Source organism: Paenibacillus sp. W4I10 (assembly GCF_030816325.1).
In the GTDB taxonomy this organism is placed as follows: Bacteria; Bacillota; Bacilli; order Paenibacillales; family Paenibacillaceae; genus Paenibacillus; species Paenibacillus amylolyticus_B.
The window spans coordinates 4,653,278-4,670,311 of sequence record NZ_JAUSXX010000001.1; the positions used below are offsets into that span (position 1 = coordinate 4,653,278).

At 47.9% G+C, this 17,034-nt stretch carries 15 protein-coding genes; 6 read left to right on the forward strand and 9 right to left on the reverse strand.

Annotated features, from left to right (window positions below; translation table 11 throughout):
* The first annotated feature begins 41 nt into the window (after window positions 1-41).
* Entirely contained in the window at window positions 42-773 is a 732-nt protein-coding gene (locus tag QF049_RS20825; protein WP_307540258.1) for an MBL fold metallo-hydrolase, read from the forward strand.
* Window positions 770-1,345, forward strand: a complete 576-nt coding sequence (locus tag QF049_RS20830) for a TetR/AcrR family transcriptional regulator (protein WP_307540260.1) — start codon at window positions 770-772, stop codon at window positions 1,343-1,345. The genes QF049_RS20825 and QF049_RS20830 overlap by 4 nt, the downstream gene beginning before the upstream one ends.
* A gap of 491 nt (window positions 1,346-1,836) precedes the next feature.
* On the opposite strand, the gene QF049_RS20835 is transcribed toward QF049_RS20830, so the two are convergent.
* From QF049_RS20835 to QF049_RS20845, 3 genes are read right to left on the reverse strand one after another with little or no spacing between them, the layout of a single operon-like run.
* Window positions 1,837-2,967, reverse strand: a complete 1,131-nt coding sequence (locus tag QF049_RS20835; RefSeq protein ID WP_307540263.1) for a hypothetical protein — start codon at window positions 2,965-2,967, stop codon at window positions 1,837-1,839.
* A gap of 53 nt (window positions 2,968-3,020) precedes the next feature.
* Window positions 3,021-4,457, reverse strand: a complete 1,437-nt coding sequence (locus QF049_RS20840) for a glycosyltransferase family 2 protein (RefSeq protein WP_307540265.1) — start codon at window positions 4,455-4,457, stop codon at window positions 3,021-3,023.
* The gene (locus QF049_RS20845; protein ID WP_307540267.1) at window positions 4,438-5,592 is read right to left on the reverse strand and encodes a HEAT repeat domain-containing protein; all 1,155 of its coding nucleotides are present in this window, start codon (window positions 5,590-5,592) and stop codon (window positions 4,438-4,440) included. The genes QF049_RS20840 and QF049_RS20845 overlap by 20 nt, the downstream gene beginning before the upstream one ends.
* A 217-nt stretch (window positions 5,593-5,809) precedes the next feature.
* On the opposite strand from QF049_RS20845, the gene QF049_RS20850 reads away from it, so the two are divergent.
* Complete coding sequence (locus tag QF049_RS20850; protein WP_176873064.1) at window positions 5,810-6,295, forward strand: CcdC family protein; 486 nt, start codon at window positions 5,810-5,812, stop codon at window positions 6,293-6,295.
* Between the two features lie 120 nt (window positions 6,296-6,415).
* On the opposite strand, the gene QF049_RS20855 is transcribed toward QF049_RS20850, so the two are convergent.
* Together QF049_RS20855 and map are read right to left on the reverse strand one after the other, a co-directional pair.
* A complete protein-coding gene (locus QF049_RS20855) occupies window positions 6,416-7,429 on the reverse strand; it encodes an NADP-dependent oxidoreductase (RefSeq protein ID WP_076215938.1) in 1,014 nt (337 codons plus the stop codon).
* A 174-nt stretch (window positions 7,430-7,603) separates the two neighbouring features.
* Window positions 7,604-8,350, reverse strand: coding sequence for a type I methionyl aminopeptidase (gene map, locus QF049_RS20860; RefSeq protein WP_091018494.1), 747 nt, complete (start codon window positions 8,348-8,350; stop codon window positions 7,604-7,606).
* A gap of 207 nt (window positions 8,351-8,557) precedes the next feature.
* Between map and QF049_RS20865 the strand changes: the two genes are divergently transcribed.
* Window positions 8,558-8,767: a hypothetical protein gene (locus tag QF049_RS20865; RefSeq protein ID WP_017690946.1), complete on the forward strand. Its 210-nt coding sequence runs from the start codon at window positions 8,558-8,560 to the stop codon at window positions 8,765-8,767.
* Between the two features lie 213 nt (window positions 8,768-8,980).
* On the opposite strand, the gene QF049_RS20870 is transcribed toward QF049_RS20865, so the two are convergent.
* Both QF049_RS20870 and QF049_RS20875 read right to left on the reverse strand, forming a co-directional pair.
* Window positions 8,981-9,832 (reverse strand): serine/threonine protein kinase, encoded by an 852-nt coding sequence (locus tag QF049_RS20870; protein ID WP_307540273.1) that lies wholly within the window; start codon window positions 9,830-9,832, stop codon window positions 8,981-8,983.
* A gap of 105 nt (window positions 9,833-9,937) precedes the next feature.
* Entirely contained in the window at window positions 9,938-10,624 is a 687-nt protein-coding gene (locus QF049_RS20875; protein ID WP_307540275.1) for a MerR family transcriptional regulator, read from the reverse strand.
* A gap of 545 nt (window positions 10,625-11,169) precedes the next feature.
* Between QF049_RS20875 and QF049_RS20880 the strand changes: the two genes are divergently transcribed.
* Window positions 11,170-12,123 (forward strand): L-lactate dehydrogenase, encoded by a 954-nt coding sequence (locus QF049_RS20880; RefSeq protein ID WP_124117929.1) that lies wholly within the window; start codon window positions 11,170-11,172, stop codon window positions 12,121-12,123.
* A gap of 137 nt (window positions 12,124-12,260) precedes the next feature.
* Here QF049_RS20880 and QF049_RS20885 read toward each other — a convergent pair whose 3' ends face one another.
* Window positions 12,261-14,969 (reverse strand): PAS domain S-box protein, encoded by a 2,709-nt coding sequence (locus tag QF049_RS20885; protein WP_307540279.1) that lies wholly within the window; start codon window positions 14,967-14,969, stop codon window positions 12,261-12,263.
* 673 nt (window positions 14,970-15,642) lie between these two features.
* Here QF049_RS20885 and QF049_RS20890 point away from each other — a divergent pair.
* Window positions 15,643-16,203 carry an acyltransferase gene (locus tag QF049_RS20890; RefSeq protein ID WP_091038205.1) on the forward strand — a complete coding sequence of 187 codons (561 nt, stop codon included), beginning with the start codon at window positions 15,643-15,645 and terminating at the stop codon, window positions 16,201-16,203.
* 96 nt (window positions 16,204-16,299) lie between these two features.
* Here the strand turns inward: QF049_RS20890 and QF049_RS20895 are convergent, their stop codons facing one another.
* Window positions 16,300-17,034: an ABC transporter permease gene (locus QF049_RS20895; protein WP_307540281.1), complete on the reverse strand. Its 735-nt coding sequence runs from the start codon at window positions 17,032-17,034 to the stop codon at window positions 16,300-16,302.

Sequence of the window (17,034 nt, forward strand, 5' to 3'; positions counted from 1 at the left end):
GTTATTATACTAATACCATTAGTTTTAAGGAGGGTTTCACGATGCGTATTACCCGAGAATTTGATGTCGTTCAAGTTACGTTTTTTCCAAGACTCTTCCCTGTGAACGTATACCTGGTTGAAGAGGAAGATGGATTAACCCTGATTGATGCCGGAATACCGTTCAGTCTTAAGGGGATTTTGGCAACTGCCCAGTCCCTTGGAAAGCCCATTACCAAGATCATTCTGACTCACGCTCATAGCGACCATATTGGTGCATTGGATGGTCTCAAAGAGGCACTGCCCCAAGCCGAAGTCTTCATCTCCAGACGGGATGCCCGGCTATTGGCGGGTGATACTTCCCTTCTTCCCGGTGAGCCTCAAACCCCGGTACGCGGCGGCGTGCCCAAGCCCAAAGCGGTGCACACCCAGCCAAACCACTTGCTGGATGACGGTGACCAGATTGGTTCACTGGTCGCCATTGCCTCACCAGGACATACGCCGGGGCATATGTCCTTCATGGATACGCGCAGCCGCGTGCTCATCGCTGGCGACGCGTACCAGCTGCAAGGCGGCCTTGCCGTATCCGGCCGCGTGCGCCCGCTCTTCCCGTTCCCCGCGCTGGCGACGTGGAACCGCGAAGCGGCTCTGGCCAGCGCGAAGCGCCTGGCGGAGCTGGAACCGTCCGTGCTGGCTGTAGGCCACGGACGGATGCTGCGCCAGCCCGCGGCCGCCATGCGCGCGGCAACCGTTGATGCTCAGCAGCGGTTCTGCCTTGCCGGGGGGCAACTATGAGCCCCCGGCAAGGGCTGGATCGCGGCGCTCTGCTCAGCGCCGCCGCCCAGCTTGCTGACAGCGACGGCTTTCAGGCGCTGACACTGGCCGCGTTGGCACAGCGCCTGGATGTGCGCTCGCCGTCGCTCTACAACCACATCAGCGGACTTCCCGGGCTTCGCCAGGAAATGGCGCTGATGTCCATACAACAGCTTAGCCGCGCATTAACCGCGGCTACGGCTGACCGCACAGGCGACGATGCCATCCAGGCCATCGCTGCGGCATACATTGGCTTCGTCCGCGAGCACCCCGGGCTGTACGAAGCCTCATTTCATGCCCCGGATCGCGAGGAGCCACAGCTCGCCGCCGCCAGCACAGCCACGCTGGAGTTGCTGCTGCACAGCTTGCAGCCCTACCCGCTCACCGAAGCGGAAGCATTGCACGCCGTTCGTGGTTTGCGCAGCCTCTGCCATGGATTTGCCTCCATCGAGGCACAGGGCGGCTTCGGCATGAACTTTGATCCGGACGACAGTCTGCGTCTGACCGTATCCGCCTTCCTGCACGGACTCCGACATCTTCACCAGAACCAGTAAGGCACGCATTGCATCATGAAAAAGGACTGCAGAGGATCTGCAGTCCTTTTTACGTTACCCTTCCACATCATTGCTCACTGACTAACTGAAATCTAACGAACTCCACTCGTCCTATTTCGCAGAAAATTGGCAGTTAGGACAGGAATAATGAGTGTATCCCGTCATTTAACGTGTCTGTGATTCGTTATATTTACCAACGTATTAAATTAGGCCAAATATGATGCGCTGAGTTCGTTAGAATGTGCTACGTACGTTGCTTCAGATCATGATTCAATATCGGTACACGTCGAGACACACATTGTGTTATGGAGTCTAAATACGGAGCAATCATGCTCCAAATTGCATTGATTATGCGGGTACCCTGTCTCTCAACCATGCTTTTGCCACTCACAACGACGCACTTCTCTATTATGTACATCTCCCGTTCCTCTCGAAAGGTGGAATGGACTTTGGCTTCCCTCTTTCCATCGAAACGGTTCTCGATAGCCTATCTATGGCCATTGCTGCCGTCCATCCTGCACTTCATTCAAAATATGCTTCATCACGGGCACGTACACCTTCCAGTAGAACATGTCCGGAATATCTTTCTGATCGGGCGTAAGCTTGGACCTGACGACCTCCCATCCTTTGATTCGGCGCCAGAAAGAATAATGCTTCATCTCTCCGAAGGACCCTGCCATGTAATAGGACCGATTATAGTCGTCATATCGGACAAGTGCAGCAAATTCCGCGGGAATTCCTGCACCCACCAGCTTCTGCTCGCCTGCCTTCGTCAAATCCGTCTTATACCAGGCCAATATGGAATCCTGCTGTTGCGGCAAAATGATATCGAACCAGCCATTGTAATGTATATCCTGGGTTATACCGCTCCAATCCCTGCCCTCCTGTGTGAATGCAACTTGTACATTTCCTGTCTTCACATCCGGACCTTTCTCCAGTACCATGACTTGTCCATCCATATGTATCAGCAGCATACCCGCTCCGGAATATGACCATTTCTTCTTCTCCCGCTGCTCATAATTCGCCCGAACCCACCGGGGGACTTCTTCTATACTTTGCAGATTAGATACCGATTTCCCTTGCCATCCACTGCTGTTCACTCCCAAGATGGGATACAGCTGCTCCTTGGTCATCTTCGAAGCCGTATTCGCCAACGCACTGTATTCGGCGACAAGCGTTACCCCTTTATACGCAGCCTCGCGGATCTTCTGCACATCATATATCGTTAATCCTTCATATATTCCGTCTTGTTTCCGTTCATTCTTGTGTGCGGACAGACTGCTCCGATTTGCCGTCAGATAGATCAGATCCGTATCTGTCACCTCATCAGGCAGAAGTTGTTTCATTCGTGGAAGCCCGTCCTGAAGATCATAACCGTAATAATCCTCTTCATACGAGTAGTATTCCCCTGTGTGCCGTACAATCTTCTGTTGATTCAAAAGCCAGACCAACCCCTTGTGCCCCTGATAGGACAAGTCCGGTCTGCTCTTGTCAATAATCATGATGTTCAGTGGAATAGGGGCCTGGGATTGCCACATAATCCAGGGGACAACCAGCACCACCGATACCACTGTAAAACAAGCCAGCGTCCACATCGTGGCTGGCCTGTAACTTTTTTTCATGAAGCCTCTTCCTCCTTGCTCTGTTCCAAGGTATTACCAGGATTGCCGATAGATTACCCCAATCCATTTCTGATCTCCTTTTCCTTCCTCAATCCCATAGCCTGCAAAATGCCAAACATACGGAATATATTGTTCAGCGGTCTGAACCAGAACGTCTCCGAACAAGCATACAATAACAGACGCGTCACTGCTCTGGACGTGTACGCTTTGCGTGAACACCATACTTCGAACATTACCATACCTGCGGACAACAGTGAACCATAGAGCGTCAGCAGCAGAGCGAGAATGATGCATAGGTTGATATCCACCAACTGTAGCCCTATGCCTGCAATGAACAGCAAAATCGCTCCCAGTTCCATCACAGGCCCCAACAATTCGATCAGAATAAAATACGGGATGGATACCATCCCCATCCAGCCATAGGCGGGATTGAAGATCATGCTCCGCTGAGTCCATAGACTGCTTGCAAGCTGCATGTGCCAACCGATACGCTGTCTGCACAGCTGACGCCATGTACCGGGTACTTCTACCCTGCAGATCGGATCGGGAATATATATAATACGGCCACGTTCCTTGATCTGCTTCATATGTTTCTGTAACCGCATCACCAGTTCCATGTGAGCGACCTGGTCATCGCGCTTGTAACCCCCAACTTCCAACACCCGGTTCTTTTTGAATACACCGAATACTTGGGCCGTAAATAAAAGCACATTAATATTGTAACGAACAAGTCCTACACCACCAATCAAAAAAGCACGCACGTATTCAATGGTCTGCATTACATACAACGTACTGTCCGTAAGTCTTGTGCTGTTTTCCGTTAAATCTGTATGATCCGTATTTCTGGGGGCCATGAGATCTAATCGTCCACTACAAGCAACGACCTCTTCTCCTGGGAGAGCATCCATAACGGGTTTCATAATCTTCACCAATGCATCCGGTTCCAGAACTGTCCAGGGTCCAACAGAGGCGATATAAGGATATTGCGAGATATTCAGGCCTGCATTCAGGGAGTCCATTCGTCCTCCATATTCCTTGTCGATCACAATCAGACGATGATGCAACCTGGATTGGTAGACACATTTAATCTGAGCTGTCTCCTGGCCGAGTCCCGAATAATGAACTTTACTCCGAATGGGCATCAGGTCATAGGTTTCTATTAACCGTGGCATTGTTCCATCCTCTGATCCATCATTAATGATAATAACCTCATAGCGTGCATACTGAATATCCAGCAGACAATTAATTCGCTGTATGATCGTATTCTCACTATTACGCATCGGGACAAGCAGGGATACCGCAGGAGCCAGTGCTTCATCCAACATCTCATGATATTGCAACGGGTCCAGATCCCTCTGGCGAATCAATGTGCGAGCGGCAGCAACTACCAGAACACTACACATCACAATCGCTAACACCAGATAGATAAATATCCCTTCGTAACATGCCAAAACAAAACTCTGCAACATCTCAATCCATCTTTCGTCCATACTGCATCCTTTCCAGCGTTTCCTCCGCTATCTGCCTTGCATATTTATCCGGATGGTTTACAGCCGTTTCGCGGAGTTCTTCAAGTCCCTGCTCGTACCGGGCAAGAGAGTTCGCCGCTTCCTGTCGGATCTGAAAAGAAGGATCACCCATCATTACCTTCAGTCTAGGAATAAAAGCATCCGCATGAACAGTACCCATAAGCTGGGTCACTGTTAGTCTTTCAGAGCGTTGCCTCTCCTCACCAGATTCGTTCCATACCAGCAATAGCCCCTTCAGCATATCTTCGTGACCTCTGCCCACTTGAGCCAATGCCTGATACGCATGGGTACGCAGCAATGCATCCTCTCCAAGAATGAGCTTCTCCAGTAGAACAACAGCACCCTCCGTCTGGTCATCCCGAATACGAATGGCTTGGACGATATTACACTGGACCTGATAAGGTACATCCTTGAAATGATCCTTCAGACGAGTCCAGGATGAATCGGTAAGCAACAGCAGAATCTGCAGAACCTGCGAATCGGACCATACATATTGCTCACGCAACAATTCCTTAACGATTCTGAAATAACCGGTTCTGGCATATATGCGCAATATGATGAAGCGTTCAAGCGGCGTACAGGAAGTAACCCGCAGCATATCCTCTAACCTGGGCAGAAGCTCCACCATATGAAACTGTTCAATATATAACAACGTGTTAACCCGTTCACTCCACTTTCCCGTCTTCAAAACCAATCGGTATGAGCTTCCAAAGACTTGCCAAGATAACAGACGAATTCGCAAAATCTCATGCTCTGCGGGACCTTGAGCGAGCCGTTGCAATAACAATTGCTGCAAAACGATCTGTTGATCTCCACTCATATTCAATAAGTTTACGCCAATTTCTCCCTCGTTCAGGTACCGCTGTAGAAATGAACCTTCTGCAAGTAATTCATGCATCAGTGCCGTCTTAACCTTTTCCCTGCGCCTACTGCTATATTTCATCCATAAGATGTAACCGTAGATAACCAGCAAAAAAGCTAGTACACTTGCACACACAAGGCTGACCACATGTACTAACCAATCTGTATTACCCATAAGCCACCCTCTATGATGTGAGCCGATAAGCTTGATATACATCCATTGTTGTCCAATCATTGCATGATTTCCCCTTAATCGAATAAACGGCCTTACAACGGGCACAATAATACAAAATTTTCAAATACACCCTGTGAATACATATCGGGTATATGATACACTAAGCTTTCTATCGGCTTTCTGCGTTTGTGATATAATAGGAACTGAAAATTCCGGCAACTCGTACTGGGTTCCGGATCACCGGATAACATATTATTCCAGAAAGAGGGAGTTCTACGTGGCTCAAATCAGTCCGTACTACCTGCAAATCGGAGCAACCGTGGGCATGCTTGTCATGGCACTGCTTGCCATCTTCATCCGCATGAAAGCCAGTCACAGACCGGTGACCATTCGTAAAATCCTTATTCCTCCGCTCGGCATGAGCACAGGGTTTCTCATGTTTGTTGTACCGGAGACACATGTTCCTCTACTCTGGGCATTCATTGCGTTCCTGGTGGGCTGGTTCCTCTTCTCCTATCCCCTCATTCGCAGTACACGGTTTGAACGAGTAGGTGAAGAAATTTTCGCCACACGTTCTCGCAGCTTTGCTTTTATCTTGCTTGGATTGCTGGCCGTACGCCTAATCCTGCATGAAGTCATTCAGCGATATGTAAGTATTCCGCAAACGGGCGGATTGTTCTTCCTGCTGGCTTTTGGCATGATTGTACGCTGGCGTGTATATATGTACAAACACTACAAAGAAGTGCTGGTCGCCGAACACTAGTCACCCTACATAGACCACGCACAGATTTACAGATAAAAAAGACACGTTCTGCTGCACCATTGGTGCGCAGAACGTGTCTTTTCGTGTCCAACCTAATTGTACATGTAAATCATTCGAGATCTATTCAGGATCTGCAACCTTAACCAGTTGCTTGCCCAGATTATCTCCCGAGAAGAGACCCATGAATGCTTCCGGCGTCTGTTCGAACCCGTCCACAATGTTTTCTTCATACTGGATATGACCTTCCTTGATCCATTTCGCCAACTTGGCGCGGCCTTCCTTGAAGGATTTCGTATAGTCACCCAGCAGGAAACCTTTCATTAATGCTGTATTTGTTAACAGCAACGTCTGTGGTCGCATCCCGATATCCGGCTTCTCCAGATTATAAGACGAGATCTGACCGCATAACGGAATACGTGCATTCCGATTGATGTGGCGCAAGACTGCATCCGAGATGTCCCCGCCCACATTGTCAAAGTAGACATCTACACCATCTGGGCAAGCCCGTTCAATAGCCGCTGACATATCCTGCTCCTTCTTGTAGTTCAACACCACGTCGAAGCCCAGCTTTTCTTTCAAATAAGCGCATTTTTCATCAGAGCCTGCAATACCAACCACGCGTGCTCCCACAATCTTACCAATCTGACCTGCAATCATGCCTACCGCTCCGGCTGCTCCCGATACAACAACGGTTTCGCCGTCCTTCGGTTTGCCGATGTCCTCCATACCAAAATAAGCCGTCAGACCCGTCAGGCCCAGCGCACCCAGGTAAGCCGTGATTGGTGCTTCTTCGGTATCAATTAGCGAAAGATCGGCCGTGTTCACTGCGGCATATTGCTGCCAGCCCCACATACCGGATACGAGGTCACCTTTGCGCAGATTCGGTTCCGAAGATTCCACAACCTGTCCAATGGCTCCACCCTTAATCACTTCATTTAACGCGTAAGGTGCAGCATAGGATTTTGTATCTTTCATGCGGCCCCGCATGTATGGATCAACCGACAAATATAATGTACGTACCAGGACTTGCCCAGCTTCCGGTTCAGGAAGAGGTGCATCAATGAAGTTGAAATTCTCTCTGGAAGGGGCACCTTCGGGACGAGAAGCAAGTACGATCTGTTTATTTAAAGACACCAAAATTACCTCCTTGTTGCCAAGTGGACGCAAGGTTAACCCTTGTCAGCTGAGATCACTTACCACTGGCTCTGTGTTATCACTTCTTAATAGTTTAAACCGAAACAGGCGGTTCACAAACGTGGGCCGCCTTGAAATATGCAAATATCGTCACATTGTAGCTGCTTTTGGCTATTATTGTGCTGTCAAAATCACTGGACCATCCGCCGTAATCGCAATCGTATGTTCATACTGGGCAGACAGACTTCCATCCATAGTACGCGCAGTCCATCCATCTGAATCCAGCTTACTTCGGAACGTACCAATATTCAGCATCGGTTCGATCGTAATAACCATGCCCTCCTTGAGACGCGGACCCCGATGAGGCGGACCGTAGTGAGGGACTTGTGGTTCCTCATGCATCTTCTCACCAATACCGTGTCCAATAAACTCACGCACAACCGATAGGCCTTCACCTTCTGCATACACTTGAATCGCATTGGAGATATCTCCGATCCGGTTGCCCACCACAGCAAGTTCGATGCCTTTGTACAGAGATTTTTTGGTTACATCCAGCAGATGTTGTGCTTCCGGAGTCACTTCACCTACGGCATATGACCAAGCCGAATCCGCAAGCCAGCCATTTAGATTAACCACCATGTCGATTGTAACGATATCGCCGTCTTTCAGTGCATATTTTCCCGGAAACCCGTGACAGATCACATCATTAACCGACGCACATGTCGCATATTGGTATCCGTTATATCCCTTTTGTTCCGGCGTAGCGCCATTTTTCTTCATAAAAGCTTCTGCAAACTGGTCGATCTCCTGTGTCGTAATGCCTGGACGAATCATCTTTGCAATTTCTCTATGGCATGCGGCGAGAATTTCTCCGGCTTTTTTCATATATTCAATCTGTTCTTTGGTCTTTAATGTAATCATAATAACTACTCCTGTCCGTTAAAATCTTATCCTGTCCTCTATTGTAACGCTAAACACTCAAAATAAAAAATTCCGTGCAATCAGCAACATCCTATTATACGCCAAGCTCCTGTCCAATGAATACAATTATCCATGAAAAAATCGAAACCCCTTCATATCTGACCACGTATATGCTTAAAACAGTTGAAGTCGAAAGGGTGAAAGCTCATGTTCAAAAAGATTATCGGCAAACTTATTGATTCCAAATCTTCATCTCACCGCAAACGTTACAGCTCCTCGGACAGGCGCTCCTATAAACGTCACAGCAGTTCCTCAGGCAAGCGTTCCTACAAGCGCTATTCTTCTTCGGATGTGAAATACCGGGACAGCCGTAGTGGCTCCGGGTATTACAAAAGCAGAAAATACAGCTCCAGCTAAGCGGCTTCCACGACTGCTTTTAAAGAGCAATGATCACACCAGCTTATTAGACGCTACAATAAATGAATATGTAAAGGGGTGTTCGCCAGCCGTACTTACGGCCAGCAGAACACCCCTTTATTGTTTCTATATAGTAAAAAGGAAAAAGACCCCTATAGATATCATACGAAGAGGTCACGGATAACAAATATAGGTCCGCCTATAAAGCTTATTTCATTGTAATTTCAGCAACACCTTCTCAATCTCTGCCTGTAACTCTGTCGCCCCACCCTCATAACTTGGCCGGAGTCCAAGGAGTCGCTCCAGCATCTGGTGCAATTCCGGCGTAAGCTTCAGTTCCTCCTGCCAACTGGCAGGTTCGCGGCCCTTCTCTGGCTCATAAGCCGAATACAGCATAAAGAGAAGAAAGTGGCCGATATCCTGCAGATCATGATCCGGTGTAGCTGGCTCATCTTCAGGCTCAGGGACTTCACGCATACGTCGCTTTAGCTCCGGCAACAACGGCTCCCCCAAGCGTCTCGCCAGGCCAAAATCAATCAGATGCACCGTCCCTTCACGTAAAATAACATTGGGAATCCGCACATCTCCATGAATATATCCCTGCTCATGTACATGAGCCACCGGAGCCAGCAGTTGACCTGCCAATTCCAGACATTCCCGCTCCGTATATCGAAGACCTTGCTCAAATATGCAATCTTCCAGCGTCTGTCCACGAATATACTCGGTAACGATATAACTTCGTCTCCCGGATGTGAACACATCCAATAGATCAGGGATTGCCGGATGATGCAGACGTCTCATCACGTCCGCCTCCCGCTCCAACAGGTGCGCAGAGAGTCTGCCCTTGCTAGGTTTGGACTCCTTCAACGCCACTTCCCTGCCGTTCTGATCATCTGTACACAGGTATGTCAGCCCATAGCTTCCCATACCCAGCAATTCCTGTATTGTATAACGCTCAGCAATGGTCGTGCCTTCCCGGCGAGGACGATCCGTCCATAATCCGAGCAATCTTTGCCAACTTCGTCGCAGCTCCACAGACCCTCCCACGCCAGCTTCCTGATCCACTCAGTCTTTATCTATACTGAGCAGTTCGTTGCCAGTCCTCATGTTGTATGGAGCTTATTATATCAGGCCGATACTGTAAAATCACGATGGGTAAATGCCTGTTGCTCAAGCTTCCTTATGCTTCTTGGGCAGGAACCCAAACAACATACGCAGGGATACTCCTTTGGGTTTGCGTTTTCTTCCCTGGAAACTGCGCAGATTGGTTACGAGTTCACGATCCCGCTCCTCTTCCAGTTTCTCGTTCATCCATAGACGCTGTTTTTCCATCTGTTCCTGAAGCGCCATATGTGTATCAGCCAGATGCTGAAGGGTCAGCTCCAGTTCATCGACCCGCTGTTGCAGCAGCTGTACCCGATCATCCTGCTGTTGTTCTACAGCACCATAAGTCACCTCACTCACCAGTTGCCCCAGACCTTCATAGGATCTCAGATTACCCATTATTTCAGGTTCTTCAGGGAATACGGATGACATTGATGTTGCTGCACATTCCGTCTCTGACAGACCTTCAATCCCCATCACCGGTACATCTACTTCTACTGCAGCTACAGGTACTTCTGGAGCCAATACAGTCACCACAGCATCAGCCAGCGGTAGATTATGCTCTCTGAGTTCAGTCATTAGACGTTCAATGCACTCGATGTCGTCGGACTTGAATAGTCTCGATTTGTTGGCGGACCGTTCGAACCGGTATCCCTGTTCTTCCAGTGCCGCCGCATATTTACGAAGAGTACTGGCACCTATGCCCAGGCTCTTGGCCGTTTCCGTCGTTGCTCCTGCTTCTTCAATCATCATTAATTCCCTCCCGGAATGAAGTCTTTTGGGAATCAATTTCATAATACCTTTAGTGAGTTATGAAATTGATTCTTGGATAAAAACATTATGGCTTCAGCGTTCCTTTATGGAACCGTCATCGGATCGGGGCAACCTGTCTCATGGATCAAGTATGCTTATCTTTTGCTTGTCCGTATGTATTCGTCAGCTTCTCGGCAGATCCCTTTGGCGGTTTTGTTCTGTTTCTGCGGATTAATAAGAAGTTTTGTCAGGTATATGATCCGCACAAATAACCCCCAATCCGACAATGAGCATGAATGCTGTCATGTCGAATGACACAAGTGCAAACGCCGTCAAATCATATGATTAAGAATTATTCATGTCAATTTTGTTAACTCATTTACTCCAATACGCTCCCGCGATAACGGATATCATTGCTGCACAGCTTTTCCATGTGTTATCTTATGTAACGTAGAAGTGCATTTCAGCATAAAATAAAGGAATATACTTAACATAGGACGCATTAGTAACGAATAAATATCAATCTAAATGGGGGCTGAACGGCAGTGTTAGGCAAATCAGGCAAAGTAGCGGTGATCGGGGCGGGTCTTGTCGGTTCGAGTTGTGCGTATTCCATGATTAATCAATCAATTTGCAGGGAAATTATGATGGTGGACCGGACGTATGACCGTGCTGTAGCTCAGGCATTGGATTTTTCCCATTGTATGGACTTCACACATAATCGCACCAAGGTATATGCAGGCACGTACGCCGATTGTGGCAATATGGATGTTATCGTCTTAACTGCCGGGGCGAATCCCAAACCAGGACAGACACGGCTGGATATTCTGGAGGAAGCGGAATCGATTGCCAAAGACATCGTGGTCCCGATCATGAACAGTGGATTTAACGGAATTTTTGTCGTCGCTGCTAATCCGGTTGACATAGTAACTTATATGGTATGGAAATTATCTGGCCTGCCGCGTGAGCATGTCATCGGCACAGGGACGTCCATTGACTCTTCAAGGCTCAAAACGCTGCTGTCTGAAGTCTTCTCCATCGATCCACGCAGTGTGCATGGTTATGCTCTCGGGGAGCATGGAGAATCCCAGTTCGTAGCCTGGTCCCATGTGACCATCGGTGGCAAACCGATTATGCACATCATGGATCAGCACAAGGAGCGCTTCAAACATCTGGATCTGGACGATATCGCACGCAAAACGAAAGATGCGGGATGGGAGATCTTCACTCGCAAAGGCTCTACCCAATTCGGGATCGGCAACGCCCTCGCTCACATCACTCGTTCCATCCTCAATGACGAACACAAGATCATCGCCGTATCGGCTATTCTGGACGGAGAGTACGAGCAACACAACGTTTGCGTCGGTGTTCCTGCAATCATCGGTGGCAATGGTATTCAGGAGATTATCGAATTGAATCTGGATGCGGCGGAACGTGAGAAATTCAACAATTCCTGTGAAATCCTATCTGGTAACATCAATCGTCTGACACTGGTATAAGCCATTCGTGCACAACTCCACTTTGTATGCTTAGGCTCAACTTCAAAAGCCTGCCAACGCAAACATGCCAATAACACTCCATCAGTGGAGGATTATTGGCATGTTTGCGTTTATTACTTTCACAGCTGAGTAGTTGTTCAATTCGGTGCAAGTTGAGGTTCGTCCCTTGGTCCCCATTGCTGTAACACCCGCTTCAACTCACTCAGCATAACCGGTTTGCTAATAAAATCACGCATACCAATCTCCAGACAAGCTTCCTTGTCTTCACGTTTGGCATTACCTGTAACTGCGATGATTGGAGGTATGCGATCCTGTGGAATTAGGCGGTGTAACAGGTCTGTCGCCTTTAGTCCATCCATCACAGGCATATGAATATCCATCAGAACAATATCATAAGCATTCTGAGAGATGGCATCAATTGCCTCCACACCATTGGTACATACATCTGCGTGGTATCCGAGCTTCTCCAGATATTCTCGTAAAATCTTCCGGTTTACCGGATGATCCTCCGCCACCAGAATACGCATGGCGACCTTATCACTCTGACGTGTGCGATCATGATGGAACTGACTTACTGTCTGTTCTGCTGAAGCATCTACACTCGCCGCAGGAACAGCAAACCGGAAGGTTGAGCCTTCCCCTTCTATACTCTCGACACTGATACTGCCTCCCATGATCTCCACGAGTCGCTTGGAGATGACCAGTCCCAGTCCGGTACCACCATACTTCCGGTTAATCACCGGATGTAGTTGAGAGAAGGACTGAAACAACTGATCCAGCTTGTCAGCCGGGATGCCAATTCCCGTATCTTGCACCGCAAAATCAAGAACGCTGTCTTCAGGCTTTCTGCCCTTGATAATATCCACGGCAACATCAATGCTTCCCTGATCTGTGAACTTGAGCGCATTGCCAACCAAGTTCACCAGAATCTGCCGGATACGTATGGCGTCACCGACCATGAACTCAGGGATGCTTGGATTGAGACGATATCTGATCTCCAGATGTTTCTCATCTGCACGCGGTTTAAACAGTTCGGCAACCTGTTCCAGCATCTTGCGTAATGCAAATGGTTCATAAGCCAGTGCCATTTTCCCGGATTCCAGCTTACTGAAGTCCAAAATATCATTAAGGATGTTCAGCAGAGCATCGCCGCTGTCTCGAATAATCTCGGCATATTCACGCTGTTCTTCCGATAAATCGGTACCGATCAACAATTCTGTCATCCCCACGATCCCGTTCATCGGTGTCCGGATCTCATGGCTAACCATCGACAGAAATTCTGACTTGGCCTGAGCTGCCAGCTCAGCTGTCTCTTTGGCACGTACAATTTCACGTTCGCCAGTCACATCATTGAACACAACCACGGCGCCCTGAATCTGTCCCTGTTCAATAATCGGCGTCACCTGATACTGCACCAGAAAGCTGCTGCCATCTTTACGCCAGAATACATCTTCCTTGATTGAACGTCTCTGTCCATCCAACACAGTCATGTGGATCGGACACTCTTCTTGTGGCAAATGACTTCCGTCTGCACGGGTGTGATGGATGATGGGATGTGAGTTTTTGCCAATGAATTCTTTCGCCTCATAACCGAACATCGAAGCTGCTGCAGGATTCATAAACATGGTGATTCCATCCGCATCCAAACCATATATTCCTTCCGTAACCGTGTTGAGGATCAGCTCATGTTGCTTGCTGAGCTCCTGAATCCGCTCCGTATATTCCTTGCGCTCGGTAATATCGGACACGATCCCATAGACGCCTACCATTTCCTTATCCACAATAATGGGCACATTCGTAACAGATACTTCAATCTTCCGACCTCTTGAATTGACGATTCGGGTCTCATAATATTGCGGTTCGCCTTGCTTCACCATTTCAAAATAATGTTTGCCGTATTGTACTTCGCATTTATCCAGATTGGATAAAAAAGATTGGCCAATAAGCTTATTGCGCGGAATATCCAGCATTTGCATCAGTTTGCTGTTCACTGCGCTGTATTTACCTTCCAGATTCAATGAATACACAGCTGCCGGGTTATGTTCGAACAACGATCTGTATCGCTGACGGCTTTCCCGAAGACGTCTGTCCGCATCCTTATGCTGGGTAATATCCCTGCTGATGCTTACAATCTGGACACTCTTGCCACGCTCTCCAGCCACAGGTTTCGCCAATGTCTCCATCCAGATATAATGTCCCTTTTTGTGCAACACACGCATCTTGCAGCCATTGCCGATCTTGGAAAGATCCATAGGGTCCGGATAATCTCCCGGATAACAATAATCCTTGAAGGACTTTCCTATGACTTCCTCCGACTTATAACCCAGTAAGGTGTACACGGAAGGGGAAACGTATAATAACTCGCCATCCGTAGCACAAGTTGTAATCAGATCTTGTGCATGGTCAGCCAGCACCTGATATTTCTCCTGTGCCTCCTTAAGCTCACGTTGCACTTCCAGGATATCGGTAACATCTTTGGCAATGCCATAGATTCCTACAACTTCTTTTCCCTCCGTTATAGGCACATACGTGATCTCTGCCTGTTTCAGGGAACCATCTTTATGATAAAAAGTAATGGAATTACTGACTGAACGTCCAGCCAGTACCTCTTTAATGTATTGTTTGCGTGAATTTTCACTGTCCGGAGGACAGATCTCACCCTGATTCATACGAATCAAGTCATCCAGTGTATACCCCGATATCCGCTCTACCGAGGGATTAGCATCAATATAGTTTCCATGGATGTCCATTACGTAAATGGCATCCGGATGGTTAAAAAACAGTGATTGGTAAGAACTTCCCTCAGAAATAATGCGCTTCAGGGTTTCCATTTTATTAATATCCAAGGCTTACCCCTCTTTTCTCAGCCAATATCTTCATCTAACAGCAGGGATTGATTATCCCTTACAAAAATGGGCCTACCCTCGAATAACCATGTAAGCCTGCCTAGAAACAGCTTTTTTTATTTTACCAGATTCTCGTCTCATTTTGCTTACAATCTATGATTCAATTCACATGATGTGTGAGGTAATACTTGGAATTTTGATATTACTTAGGAGCGTCTTCAATGAAAGACAAATTATACAAGGATTAATGTTAGCCTCTGATAACCTTGAAGTTCAATTCCAAGTCAGCTGATTCTGGCGAATGGCTGAACGATTTTCTAAAGAGCTCAGGACATCTTATTTGGCGTACATGTGCCCTTTTTAAATTTTAAAGAACATCAGACACGCTAATCCCCATAATCTCCTGAGATAAACGCTGCTTGTTTCATTGGATATAACATGTCTCAAGTTCCTTAGATTGCTGCGATCACTTCAAATCCTTGATTAAGACTCCTCAGATTCGTTAGCGAGCTGAGAGGATGACCCCGAACTCCGCCTGAAGAAAAGCTTCTCAAGGAAAGAGAGATCATCCGCTCTTACGATGCCTCGACGTAAAATTAACGATACAAATTGTATCAAAAAGGCTATAATCGTTAAAAAAACGATTTTCAACTACGGAGAGGACGGATGAATCATGCTGCCCAACAGAGTTAAAATTGCTTATGGCAAACTAAGAGGTTTGGCCATCTTTGGTAAAATTCAGCCCTCTATGGGCCTGCTGCCACGAATCAGGGGTAAGGTTTATCTGAATAGATTGGGTGACCTGCAGGTGGGAAAGCGGCTTAACATTATAGGCAAACCTTGGGGAACCCAGTTAACGGTGGTCAAAGGCGCGCGATTAACGATTGGCGATGACGTCATGATTAATGCAGGAGTCGGGATTGCCGCTAACGTTGAAGTGACCATCGGCAATAACGTCATGATTGGTCCTCGAACAAGCATATTCGACAGTGCCTACCACCGAATTGACTCGCTGGATGACGGGAGCCAAACTGCCAAGCGGATTGTGATTCAGGATAATGCCTGGATTGGTACAGGCGCACTCATTCTGCCGGGAGTGACTATTGGCAGAAATGCAGTCGTGGCAGCAGGAAGCACGGTGACCAAAGATGTACCCGAGAATACACTTGTAGCCGGAGCGCCGGCCAAAATCATTCGGGAGTTGACCATTCATGATGGGTGGGTCAGACATTAGAAAAAAATCCCCTCAAGCTCACATACAATAGAACGTTGCATGTTTTGCTTAAAAGAGGATCTTGGTCATAGGATAACTAGGCATATATTTAATTATTCAGATTTCTTTCTTCGCAAAATACAGCATGCCGATTCCTATGAAAATAACAGCACTGCCTCCGACGACCGCCAGCATCGTCATAAGCGGAACATTGTAGGCTCCGAAACCTCCGCCTTCCACTGGTGTCATCAGAATCATCGGTTGTGCCCAGGGATAATACGGCCCAAACGTCGCCGAGTTCACGATGAGAATATTCGGTACAGTCAGAGCAAAATTCAGTGCGAGCGGTGCGGCAAAGCTACTCCACACCAATGAAACGAACATCTGCAGGGCAGCCAAGGGTACACAGGCCAGCAACCCAAGCAGCAGTTTGCCCACCAGGAATCCCCAGGGTATCTCCATCGTAATGCCATGGATCATGCCTGCCAGCAAAATGGATATCAGCAACAACACTTGTGTACCCGCCAGAAGCATGAGTACAATCGTCAGTTTGCCAGCATATACACCTGAACGTGTGAGCGGCAAAACCAGCATCTGCTTCCACCCTCCTCCCGCATGTTCAAAACGGCAGACAAAGGACGTAAACACGCCAGTCAGCATCGGCAAAAGGAGTAATCCGTGTAAGAAGACCATGGTGCCCATCAGTACCTGCCAATTCCCCGATGGAGTGGACAACAGTCCGATGAGCAGTGCAATAAGTGGACTTAACAGAATCAGGAGCCATATGGGTGATTTGCCCATCTTCAACCGCTCAGCAGACAAAATTCGAAAATACGTTGTCGCAAAGCTCAT

Excerpts from the sequence above, each read along its gene's own strand:
- QF049_RS20825 (WP_307540258.1), top strand. The coding sequence starts at position 42 with ATGCGTATTACCCGAGAATTTGATGTCGTTCAAGTTACGTTTTTTCCA.
- QF049_RS20830 (WP_307540260.1), top strand. The coding sequence starts at position 770 with ATGAGCCCCCGGCAAGGGCTGGATCGCGGCGCTCTGCTCAGCGCCGCC.
- QF049_RS20835 (WP_307540263.1), bottom strand. The coding sequence starts at position 2,967 with ATGAAAAAAAGTTACAGGCCAGCCACGATGTGGACGCTGGCTTGTTTT.
- QF049_RS20840 (WP_307540265.1), bottom strand. The coding sequence starts at position 4,457 with ATGGACGAAAGATGGATTGAGATGTTGCAGAGTTTTGTTTTGGCATGT.
- QF049_RS20845 (WP_307540267.1), bottom strand. The coding sequence starts at position 5,592 with ATGATTGGACAACAATGGATGTATATCAAGCTTATCGGCTCACATCAT.
- map (WP_091018494.1), bottom strand. The coding sequence starts at position 8,350 with ATGATTACATTAAAGACCAAAGAACAGATTGAATATATGAAAAAAGCC.
- QF049_RS20865 (WP_017690946.1), top strand. The coding sequence starts at position 8,558 with ATGTTCAAAAAGATTATCGGCAAACTTATTGATTCCAAATCTTCATCT.
- QF049_RS20875 (WP_307540275.1), bottom strand. The coding sequence starts at position 10,624 with ATGATGATTGAAGAAGCAGGAGCAACGACGGAAACGGCCAAGAGCCTG.
- QF049_RS20890 (WP_091038205.1), top strand. The coding sequence starts at position 15,643 with ATGCTGCCCAACAGAGTTAAAATTGCTTATGGCAAACTAAGAGGTTTG.
- QF049_RS20895 (WP_307540281.1), bottom strand. The coding sequence starts at position 17,034 with ATGAGCTTTGCGACAACGTATTTTCGAATTTTGTCTGCTGAGCGGTTG.